This is a genomic window from Rapidithrix thailandica (assembly GCF_039710355.1).
GTDB lineage: Bacteria > Bacteroidota > Bacteroidia > Cytophagales > Flammeovirgaceae > Rapidithrix > Rapidithrix thailandica.
In genome coordinates this window covers 1-8,646 of record NZ_JBDKWZ010000034.1, presented here as the reverse complement: position 1 = coordinate 8,646, position 8,646 = coordinate 1, and the positions used below count along the sequence as shown (strand labels likewise).

Below are 8,646 nucleotides of genomic sequence, written 5' to 3'. Positions count from 1 at the left end.
GAGGCTCCGGGGTAATAATCTCCCGCAGCATTCACATAGCCCATAAACTCCCAGGAACCCAAATCTTTTGGAATGCGATAACGCGACCGCCATAACATACTCCCCTCCCGGAAAGCCAATAAAGTACCTTTGGAAACTTGGGTATCTATCTCAGGTACATGTGTCACTCCCGTAAAGCTCGGCTTCGCCTCTTTACTTAGGGTAATCAGCTCACCTCCGGGGGTTATATACGTAATTTCCTCACCGGAAATATATTTGTGAATGTCTACTTCGGAGGCCAGGTCAAGCTCTTTGTACTTGTATTCACTGACAAGTTCCCCCTCTTCATCTTTTTCAAACAGACCCCAGACGGCCACCGGGTCGTGGACCAGGTCCCATTGGTATTTGCGCAGTCGGGTGCCCCGCTCGGCATAGTCCATCAGGTTTTCCCGGTCTTCCGGGTACTGCTCAAAGCTGTGTTTCAAACGGAAGGCTCCGTGGCCCAACTCGTGCGCCAGGGTTTTGACAAAGCCCGACTGGCTGGAAAACTGATCGGCAAACAGAAAGCCGTACCGCTGTTTGCGCGGCATAAAGCCCTCTTTGTCCGAGGCCGAATTGCGTACCAGAAATATGTAGAGAGCATCTTTGTCAAAATGAGGCTTGGCCTTTCTGAAAGCCCGCACCACTTTGCGCATGTCCGGGGTATAGTTGGACAACAAACCGGAACTACCGTCATCAAAGCTTCCGTTAACAAAATCCACTTCCGGTACTTCCAGGCTTTGGAGCGGACCCAGTTCCCAGCGCACTACGGCCTGGCTGAAAATACGGTTCAGCGAATCTTGCAGGCTCGGATAATTGTACGGATACGAAGTGCCGTTGACCGACACCAGGTAAAGTTTGCGGTACTCCTGGTCATAGCTGATCACATTGAGTTTGCCCAAAGGCACTTCCTCTTCCCCTTCTTTGCGGTAAGCCAGCACTTCGCTTTCTTCCTCGTGCCCGGTGCCTTGTACGGTAAGTTGCAACTGCCCGTCCTTCAACCCCGGAGTGGTCTGCATCACCCCTTTCCACTGCACCTGCTCAAAGCGGGAAGTATCTCCCGACAACAAAGCCAGTACTTGGTCCGTACGCCCGGTCGCCACCGACTTCCAGGGCACAAAATAAGGCACCTCTTCCAGCACGATCTGCTCGTAATGCCTTTGTTGGCTGGGATGCTCATAGGCATCAAAACCGTATTGCGGCAGGGCTGGGTTTGGAGGAGGGGCTTTGAATTTCACATACAATTGCAAACTGTCCTTTTCGACGGATGAGGCGGTAATGAAATCGGTTTTCCTTGCCCTGCGTGAGGCTACCAGGAAATGGACAATGCCAATCAGGAATTGGGGGATAATCCTTAACAGTTTTCTGTTTATAGTTGGAAAAAGGGTCAGGCTAAACTGAGCCTGACCTAACTAATGAAAATTTTAGTTTACACACTTTAAGGGAGAGTGTCGCTTTATGCTTAACTTTTAGAATATGATTTTAGAATATCTCTCCAATCTTCAAGAGTTTGGATAAACTCGCTCATACTTAACTTAACTCTGGGAATTTCTGGATATTGATACTCGTCTTCGATATAAATCATGTTCTCATTTACAAACACATCTAAACCATTATCATATCCAAGAACAGTGAAAGACTTCCCTAATAAATCATCTTCCCAATAACCATTATATTTATCTTCAATCAAGTCATTTAAATCTGAAGAATTTTCGTAAATCACTTTAAATTCATCTATTACACTTTCGATATGTGGATAAATACAAAGTGTATTGAGTAAATCTTCAAGGGATTTAAGTTCTGACTCTCTTATCTTGATTATTGGCTTATCCCCACTATGTATTGTATATTGAAAATTCATGCTTAAAATATTGGAAAAAATGTTGTTATATTGCCACTTGGATCAACGAACCATCCGATTTCAACCCCACTATTAGATGTTGCTTTGAAAGCATTGGACTTACCATTCCAATTACTTTTTATTGGGTTTACAAATGCTGATGAAACTTCCTCTATTATTTTATCCTTACTCCAACCCTCTGGAAAGAGAGTATGCCCTCCTGATGGGTCTATATTCTTATCTAGCCAGCGTTCACCAGTTACATTACCTCGAGCATCCTTTAGAATCTTCTTTTTTTGCACACCTATACTCTCGTCTATTTTTCGAACTCCCTTACCATTCTGAGGTAACCTACTTAGGTCAGTAGTACCATCACCTAATCTAAAGTTATTACCATCAAACGATTCGTCAAAATGACCTCCTTTAACGCTATTCTTTCTATTGATTTCACCATCAAATACATGCTTTTTAAGTGAAGAATTATTCGTTAGCTCATGATAGTGTTTCAAAAATTCGGGATTATTACGAAGGACATCAGCCACACTTTTTTCGTTAGCTAATTTCCAACTATCGATCAGTCCCGGTTCCTGCTTCATCGCTTGTAGCAACTTGGGGTCGCCTAAGCTTTCCCCTAAGCGTTTCAAGGCCTGGTCGTCCAAATTTAAGTCTTTTATCCTGGACACCAAAGTTTTGGCTTCTTTCAGGGAAAGTTCTTTGAGAACCTTGTCCGGAAGCAATTGCCGGAAACGTACGGGCAACCCCGTATACAATGCATCCGTCCGGGTAACCAACTCCCAGGCACTGCCCTTTTTTCGCAGATGTTTCACTCCACTGACTACCTCTCCGGCTACCTTTTTCAACACCGTCCGGGTGACTTTGGCACTGGCTAACGGAACGGCAATGCTCCCTGCATACAATACCGCATTCAACGGATCGCCATAATACCCCGCATAAATGGCCCCGGCTACATCGGCAAGAACGTCCAAACCTACCGGCATCAATAGCATGCTCATGGCATCGATCACCGCAAGACCTTCTTGATAGACATAATTGTTAACCCCGTTTACAAAGTGTTTATCACTGGGAGAAGGCACTTCGTCCAAATGGTCTTTGATCAAACCCTTAAAGTGGTCATACCGGAACCAACGCACATACTGATCGGCCACCTCTGACCTGCTTTGGGCATCGACCGCCACCAGCGAGGCTTCTTTGATGCCATGATCCACCGGAATGGCCTGTTGATCCAACTCTTCAAAAGACAACAAGGAGGCATTGACTCTGTTAAAAGCCTCTCTTTGATAATAATTGAGGCCTCCAGGTTGCTTTAATGCTTTTTTTAAACCTTCCTGTTCTTTCAGGTTTCTCACATAACCTTGCAAGCGGGAATCATGGGTAAAGGCAAAGGCAAAGAGATGATCCTTTCCGGTTATCTCTCCGGTACTTTTTTGGGTCGGAAACTGTATAATTTCCCCGTTGTACCGCATATGGTAGGCATACAGTACATAAGGCTTGGGCAAGGCTGTATACAGGTGCTTTGTCAGGGAAACCACATACTGCCCTCCCCCGTGAAAGTTCCGGTCACGGGTCAGGTAGTGGGTCTGTAGTTTCTGGTGTTGGTAGTTGGCAATCCAATCCCGGCTGTAACGTTCAAACTTCTCTGTGAGTTGCGGATCCACTTTGGGGCTGGTACTCAAACTGGTGATCGCAGTGGAAAACGCTTCCGGCTCCCAGGGTACGTCTTGATCCGTCAAGATTTCGCTTCGCAAGACCGTCAGTAATACCACCCGTTTATCCCCCACTTTACTCAAACTACTTTTTTCAAACACCTTCCGGTTAAACGCATCTCCCATGGCCTGGATCTCGCCGATCAACTCCTCCAGGCTATCCGTATAGGCCGGCATGGATGGGGTCACCAACACAAAAAAACGGTAGTCCGTATGAGTAGACAGAAAGGTCAGCTTTTCGTTCAACTCCTTAATTTGCTCGTCCTCCAAATAGGACTGCTTATAAAGCTCTTCCGACCAGTCCATCACAAACGTGGGCTCTCCCGTTCCTGAACTCAAGAACTCTTCGTTCAAAGCCAGTTGTTCATCCAACAAACGGGCGTATTTCTCTACCCTTTCTTCATCGGTTGTCCAGGAAAAAACGCTATGACAACAAAGTATCAAAAAGGCCACAATGGCAGTAATCAACCTATTATTCATTGTTAAGAAGCTGGTTTAGTTTTGATTCAAGGATTTCTTTAAGTTCTTCCGGTTTGCTCTCTGCACTCAATTTCTCATTTGCCTGTAACTCCTCTACCAGGGCATAAAATAACTCTTCACCCAACCACTCGTTCAGTTCTTCCAGTTGGACATACAGGTTTTTTAATTCCAAATTGACTCCTTCAATTTTTTTGATCCTCTCCATATGTTCTTTGGGTAAGGCATTCTCTTTGTATTGCTCTTTGAGAGTAGAAGGACTGGGAGAAACAACCACGAAAGCTGTTCGGAAGGTGACATTTCCCGAAGCACTGCCTCCTGAGGAAGGTTTTAACTGATCCAGCCATCGGGTCTGTACTTCTACCAGATAATCCTTTTTCTCTTTAGTAACCGTTGTTCTTTTTTCAGTTAAATCATCCCGAAGCTCCAACAGAACTGATTTGACCAAACGACCAAAACTACTTAAGTGTTGATCATTAGGACCGTTATTTCTCTCCGTTGAAGGCAAACCCCTATCTTTTCCTTCTTCTCCAACCTTCTTCACCTCCCCGTTCTTATCCACCACATAGGTATTGCCTTGTTCATCACTGACGGCTACGGGGGCGGGGGCTCCGGTTTCCGGGTCTTGCGGGCGCTCTTTTACGGTTGTATTGCCTTCGGTATCTACAATCACGACCTTTCCGTCTTCGTCCACATATACACTGTCGATCTCTCCCGGCACTTCGATCTTATCACCTATATCGTCCAAGGGGTCTGAGGGTGACTCTTCGTCTTCCGAAAAGTACATTCTTCACAAAAAAGCAGGGAGAAATTTTGTAAGGAAAAGTAAATATCCTTTTTTGGATGCTAACGGAGCAATGTTGATGACGGAATATTTTTGGCAATAGAAAACAGTCCCTCATCTTGGAAAGACAAGGGCAGAAACTGATTCTTTCTTTATTCCAATTAATACCGTTCCTCCACCAACTCATACTCCGGATGGGCTGTAAACCAGGCTCTGACTTCTTGCAGGGCGGCCGGGTAGTTGTCGGTGGCGAGGTCTCCGCTGGGGCCGGGATGCAAGGGATAATGTTCAACGATGGGAGCTAAATATTCTATCAACCGGTAGGCACAGGGGATCTTACCGGAAGTCTCTGCATCGGCTGACTCGCAATTGGTTTCATCGCGTTGCAACAGGCTGACCAGGTAATCACTGGCGGCTTTTTGACGGACATACACCAGGTCGGGCAACAGGTCGTAAACCAGATCATCGTTGAGAGGATAACGCTGGACGGTGCGAAGACAAAAGGCCAAAGCTTGCGCATCGCCCAAACGGGCCAGGGCCAGATAAGCACTCCATCGGATGGACCCGGAATACGCTTCCCCGGTGAATAAGCGCAAGGTTGTTGTTTGTTCCTGCAACTGTACAAAGCCCGCCAGGCGCAGCACTTGTGAAAGATGGGCCGTTTCCGGGTTTAAATACCCGGCCAAGGTCGTTTTGGCTTTTGCGCTAAAATCCGGCAGGGCAAAATAACACAGCGAGCGACTGCAATAGCCGCTGAGCCCACCGTCTTCATCTCCGATGCCCTGCACCAGCAATTCCACCGCTTGCTGACGGAGCGATTCCTCTGGCAGTTGCCCCAATTGCCGGGCTACTTCGTATACCCTGCCCCGTACTTCCAACAGCGTATCCTGGGCATAGCGTTCCAAAACGTCCAGATCCGACTGCGCCCGGGCTTCCTCAACCTGATAAACAGCTTTCCCTCCTTCCTCCAGGTAACGCAACAGGGAAGTAGCAGGCCTTTGTTGTGCCCAAAGCGCTGAGTAACTGAAAAGTAGTGTAAAAAATAGAAATATGTTTTTTTGCATGAGTTTCTATGGAATATCTGGTTTCGTTATTTTATCAAAAGTTTTTAGCGATGCTCCTGTTCCCAGGAGAGTAAGCGTTGATGGAGAACCCAATTCCTCCGGGCATCGGCCAATGCATGATGTTTGTCTTCGCTCTTGGGAAGTTTGGATAAGGGGAACTTCATCCGGTCCATTTCCTGCCGGAGTTCTTTGCAATACAAAGGCATGTAAGAAGGCAATTGATCCAAACCGCCAAACAAATTGACCAACAAGGTCCAATCCGCTGCGCAAAAGTATCCCCAACATTCAAGGTTGACCCGGTGTAAGCCCTCCCCTTCCCCACCAATAAATTTCTCGATTTCTTCCTTGATGGTGAAAAGACCCTTTCGACATGCACCCTCCAATTTTGGTAAGACATTAGCCTTCAACCAATCATTCGCATTCTCGGGATTAAACTCCGAGGAAACCGCATAATATTCCTCTCCATTACTTTTGACAAGCCCTATGGAGAGCAATTCCATCGCATTACCCTTAAGGGCATATTCTGTGTCAAGGTAGAGGTGCATGGTTTTTATGTCTTAGGCTCTAGCTAATAAAGCCTCAATTTTTCTCCCATTGTGAGATTTAAATCTATGCATTATACTCTTTAAGATAGTCATCTAGTAACATACTATCTATCCTATCTAAATTCTCTTTTGAAAAATCTTTAATAAAGGGAGTATCTATATTCTTTTCTACAATTCTATCAAGATCATTTTTAGAAAAAGAAGCACCATAACAAATTGTAAGCCTATGAGAGGGAGCTCTTTCTCTACTCAAAAAACCTCCTCGTTCATAAAATGATATTATAGGTTTATATGGATTAAGGATATACTTTTCATTTTCTTTTATCTCATTTTCTTTCAAGTTCCATGTTAAAACAAAACTGAGCATCATTTGGTCTAGGGGGGAACAATCAGGGTTTTCTTTTAATAATTCACATCTAAATTTATCAATAAAATCGAGTTCAGTATCTTTTATCTCACTTACATATTTAGCCAAATTGGTAATTGTGTAATGCGTTTTTATGCCATAATACTCCATATAAATACGTAATATACGGTAATATTCTAGATAAAGAACTATACACGCAGTAGATGCAATTTTTGCTTTACCCCAATTTTTTATACTCTTAATTCTATTTATGATTTTTTCCAAATTATTTGATAATTCCATTATTCTAAGGACTTAATTATTAATTCAACAACCTCATCTAAATTCATCAAATCATTACTTACATTTAAACCATTAGGTTTTTTCCTATTCCATTTCATATTTGACGATTCATAGTGATCAAATTGCCTAGAAAAATTTTTGTCATTGATTGAAAGATCATGAGCACCTTTAGAATAAAAGGTAGGGCCATTAAAATCATTAGTAACTAAAAAACCTCTATAAGGAATGTTTAACTTTTCCATTATTTTAGCTTCAATATACTCATGAGCTAATAAAGCCTTAAATTCCTTCAGTATTTTTTCTTTCGGATATTCAATCACACTTGAATAGTCTAATTCTTTATCTATATATTTATAACTAAATGATTGAAATTCATTTTTAACTGATTCCCATAACTTTGGATCTTCTGGAAACTTTGTAAATCTACCATAAGTTAAAGTATTTTCAGATGGGACAGGTATTAAATGTTTTTTTCTGAAAAAGTGGACCTTCATTACTTTTAAATACTCTTCAAGTTTAGGAATTTGCCCTTTACCCAAATTTAAGACCTTGGCTAAATTTTTTGCCATTATTGGAATATCTTCTGTATCAGGTGTATTGGCTATCTTCTTACAAGCATTAATGACATCAATATCAGTATTCGGATAATCAACTCTGGAAATACCAGCTCCCACCTTTCTAGCAATTTCATCATACTTACCTGCTTTATATAAAGCATCCAATTCTAAACTCAAACTATACTTGTCAAGATTTATTAGGATATCCTCTTTGTTTCCCGTATAGTTTTTAAACTCATTTAGTAAATGCTTTGGATCATGTTTACTTAAGTATTTTGAAACACCTTCTAGATATTTAGTATTCTTTCTCAAGACCTCTTCCACACCGCTTTTATGCAGTACTCCCCAAGCCCTCACCAATCCAGGATTTTGATTAAACGCTTCAATTACTTGCTTATCCGCTTTGGCAAAATCCTTCAGGAAGGCTTGTTTGTCTTGAAGCTTATTGATTTCGGCTACCACAGCACTGTTAAAATGCGATGGAAACTCTTTCCCCAACACCACATATTCTTCGAGTTTTTGGGTACCTTGAGGGGGTTTGGTGGCGACCTGGCCTTGCTGCGGACGGAATACTTTCCATTGGCCGGTTCCTTGTTCCGAGGCCATGGTGATGCCGCCATCGGCATGGACTTTTACCGTGCCTTCCGGTACCCATACTTCTCCGCCCAGCTTGTTGGACAGATCACGGGCGACTTGGGTGATACCCTCTTCGGTATTACAGGCCAGCAAACGTACAGGTTTGTTCTTTGTATAGCCTTTGGATTTCAGATAGCCTGCCAGATCCCGATGACTCAGTTCGTACCAGGCATCGTTTTGAAACACCCGGAAACTGTTCTGCCCACCGTGCACCACCACATCGGTGTAGTGCTCTGTCTTGCCCGATTGTTGTAACCACTTAAAGGCTTTTTCCAGCTCCGCATCCGTTCCTACCTTGACAATACGCTGCCCCGTATCCCCTAACTTACTACTGATCTTCAGCTTCTCCTGA

General features: G+C 43.6%; 8 protein-coding genes and 1 pseudogene. 1 reads left to right on the top strand and 8 read right to left on the bottom strand.

Going from position 1 to position 8,646, the window contains the following annotated elements:
• A partial coding sequence (locus AAG747_RS28975) for a hypothetical protein (RefSeq protein ID WP_346824763.1) occupies positions 1-1,262 on the bottom strand: 1,262 nt, incomplete at its 3' end.
• On the opposite strand from AAG747_RS28975, the pseudogene AAG747_RS29270 reads away from it, so the two are divergent.
• Positions 1,255-1,419, top strand: a pseudogene (locus AAG747_RS29270) (IS256 family transposase); the annotation flags it as partial. The gene AAG747_RS28975 and the pseudogene AAG747_RS29270 overlap by 8 nt on opposite strands.
• A 61-nt stretch (positions 1,420-1,480) precedes the next feature.
• Here AAG747_RS29270 and AAG747_RS28970 read toward each other — a convergent pair.
• The 7 genes from AAG747_RS28970 to AAG747_RS28940 all read right to left on the bottom strand — a co-directional run.
• A complete protein-coding gene (locus AAG747_RS28970; protein WP_346824762.1) occupies positions 1,481-1,879 on the bottom strand; it encodes a hypothetical protein in 399 nt (132 codons plus the stop codon).
• Between the two features lie 2 nt (positions 1,880-1,881).
• Positions 1,882-4,062: an EndoU domain-containing protein gene (locus tag AAG747_RS28965; RefSeq protein ID WP_346824761.1), complete on the bottom strand. Its 2,181-nt coding sequence runs from the start codon at positions 4,060-4,062 to the stop codon at positions 1,882-1,884.
• The gene (locus AAG747_RS28960; RefSeq protein ID WP_346824760.1) at positions 4,055-4,846 is read right to left on the bottom strand and encodes an NHL repeat-containing protein; all 792 of its coding nucleotides are present in this window, start codon (positions 4,844-4,846) and stop codon (positions 4,055-4,057) included. Before AAG747_RS28960 ends, AAG747_RS28965 begins: the two co-directional genes overlap by 8 nt.
• Before the next feature lie 158 nt (positions 4,847-5,004).
• A complete protein-coding gene (locus tag AAG747_RS28955) occupies positions 5,005-5,907 on the bottom strand; it encodes a hypothetical protein (protein ID WP_346824759.1) in 903 nt (300 codons plus the stop codon).
• Between the two features lie 44 nt (positions 5,908-5,951).
• Positions 5,952-6,452, bottom strand: a complete 501-nt coding sequence (locus AAG747_RS28950; RefSeq protein ID WP_346824758.1) for a 3'-5' exoribonuclease domain-containing protein — start codon at positions 6,450-6,452, stop codon at positions 5,952-5,954.
• A gap of 64 nt (positions 6,453-6,516) precedes the next feature.
• The gene (locus AAG747_RS28945) at positions 6,517-7,101 is read right to left on the bottom strand and encodes a hypothetical protein (protein ID WP_346824757.1); all 585 of its coding nucleotides are present in this window, start codon (positions 7,099-7,101) and stop codon (positions 6,517-6,519) included.
• On the bottom strand, positions 7,101-8,646 hold a 1,546-nt coding region (locus AAG747_RS28940; RefSeq protein WP_346824756.1), incomplete at its 5' end, for a hypothetical protein. The genes AAG747_RS28940 and AAG747_RS28945, both read right to left, overlap by 1 nt.